The organism is Vibrio sp. Vb1755 (assembly GCF_033338635.1).
In the GTDB taxonomy this organism is placed as follows: Bacteria; Pseudomonadota; Gammaproteobacteria; order Enterobacterales; family Vibrionaceae; genus Vibrio; species Vibrio alginolyticus.
Genome location: NZ_JAWOTA010000068.1, coordinates 1 through 1,942, shown reverse-complemented (window position 1 = coordinate 1,942; position 1,942 = coordinate 1). Strand labels below are relative to the sequence as shown.

3 protein-coding genes are annotated in these 1,942 nt (G+C 45.9%); 1 reads left to right on the top strand and 2 read right to left on the bottom strand.

The annotated features are described in order from the left end of the window. Both R7E00_RS22580 and R7E00_RS22575 read right to left on the bottom strand, forming a co-directional pair. The coding region (locus tag R7E00_RS22580) for a DUF2884 family protein (RefSeq protein WP_318124488.1) at positions 1 to 227 on the bottom strand (227 nt) is incomplete at its 3' end. Positions 228 to 288: 61 nt separating this feature from the next. Further along, positions 289 to 768: a GreA/GreB family elongation factor gene (locus R7E00_RS22575; protein ID WP_025633688.1), complete on the bottom strand. Its 480-nt coding sequence runs from the start codon at positions 766 to 768 to the stop codon at positions 289 to 291. A gap of 76 nt (positions 769 to 844) precedes the next feature. On the opposite strand from R7E00_RS22575, the gene R7E00_RS22570 reads away from it, so the two are divergent. Beyond that, positions 845 to 1,942, top strand: a 1,098-nt coding sequence (locus R7E00_RS22570) for a RecQ family ATP-dependent DNA helicase (RefSeq protein WP_318124489.1), incomplete at its 3' end; no start/stop codon positions are given.

Genomic DNA, 1,942 nt, shown 5'->3' with positions numbered 1-1,942 from the left:
TCGCGATATGCTTCAATCGCGGCTTTCTGCTCCGCATCGAGTTCAATCAACTCACCTTTGATGAACAAGTTGTTGTCTTCGTCCACGACGGCTTTATCACCAGAAGTCTGGCGAATTTCCAAACTCTGTCCATCCATACGAACTTCATTATGGATGTCCACACGACATTGCGCTGCATAGCCTGTTGCACTAACCATCAGCAATGAAAGTGTAAAAAGTTTCTTCATGTCATTCTCTTATCTTCAAAATAACTTCTGTTAAACATAACACTCAGTTATACATTTGATGTCAGAACACCGTCACGACTTCGTAACAAGTTGTTTTATCGCCAATTTTCATCTCAAACTCTTCGCCTTCCTCTTTGCCAAGTAACGCTCGTCCCAATGGTGATTTCGCTGTTAAGACAAAGACTTCCAAATCTTGCCAAGCCACCGTTAGTCCACCAGAGCACGGACCGATGAAAAAGCGTTTTTCGATATTGTTCTCATCGACGAGAACCACATACGCGCCTACACCTATTGGCGCATCCGTAAAGTCGCGAATAACCATTGAGCGATACTGACGCAATTCGTCCTCACTCTCTTGTACTCGCATTGCTTGGCCATGAGCAAGATAGGAAGCCTCTAATGCAAGCGTGTCGTACTTATGCTCGGGCACTGTTTCTTCGTCCGTTGCGGCATCGATGGCTCTTTGGGTGGAAGCGTGTGCAATTCGAAGTTTTTCTTCCAATTGATGAATGATGATTTGGATTAACTCAGCTTTGTTCATACTTTTTGAAGGCGCGCTCAGTAGGCAGGATATGTTAATGTACCCTAGTCTATCACCGAAGAAAGGTTTCCCTAACATGCAAAGTACCCAGTTACTACAAACGCTTCAATCCGTGTTTGGTTTTGACTCATTACGCCAAGGCCAACAACCAGTTATTGAATCGGTCATGAATGGTTACTCTGCAGCAGCAATATTCCCAACGGGCTCGGGCAAATCTCTTTGTTATCAACTCCCCGCCACCATGCTGCCAAACCTCACTTTAGTGATCTCGCCATTACTGGCACTAATGAAAGATCAGCTGAGCTTTTTGCAAAGCAAAGGGATCGCCGCCGCTTCTATCGATAGCAGCCAAAGCAGAGAAGAAGCGCAACGCGTAATGGTTGGAGTCAAAAACGGTGAAATCAAAATTTTGATGATTTCTGTCGAACGCCTCAAAAACGAGCGCTTTCGCGAGTTCATTCGTCAGGTGCCAATCTCTTTGATGGTGGTCGATGAAGCGCACTGTATCTCTGAGTGGGGGCATAACTTCCGTCCGGATTACCTCAAGTTGCCGCAATATCAGCGAGAACTGAATATTCCCCAAACCTTGTTGCTGACCGCCACAGCAACGCCCGCCGTTATTGAGGACATGAAAAATAAATTCGATATTGCGAGTGACCACATTACTGTAACTGGCTTTTACCGTTCGAACCTCGATATTTCAGTCATCCCTTGCGAAGAGTCCGAAAAGCAAACGCAACTCAACACGATTGTCGCCGCAGCCCCTAAACTGCCAACCATCGTTTACGTAACGCAACAGCAAACTGCAGAGCAAGTGGCTAAATCATTGATCCACATTGGCGTTAACGCTCATGCGTATCACGCGGGAATGAAAAGTGAAGTTCGTGAGCAAATACAACAGCAATTTATGGCGGGCCAAATTGACTGCATTGTGGCCACGATTGCCTTTGGGATGGGTGTCGACAAATCCGACATTCGCCGAGTAATTCACTTTGATCTGCCTAAATCCATTGAAAACTATGCCCAGGAAATAGGTCGAGCAGGACGCGACGGACAACGCTCTGAATGCATTCTGCTTGGCAATACTTCTGGGTTAACTGTATTAGAAAACTTTGTGTTTGGCGACACGCCTGAGCGCTCTTCGATTAGTTATGTATTGGGTCAAATCAAAGAG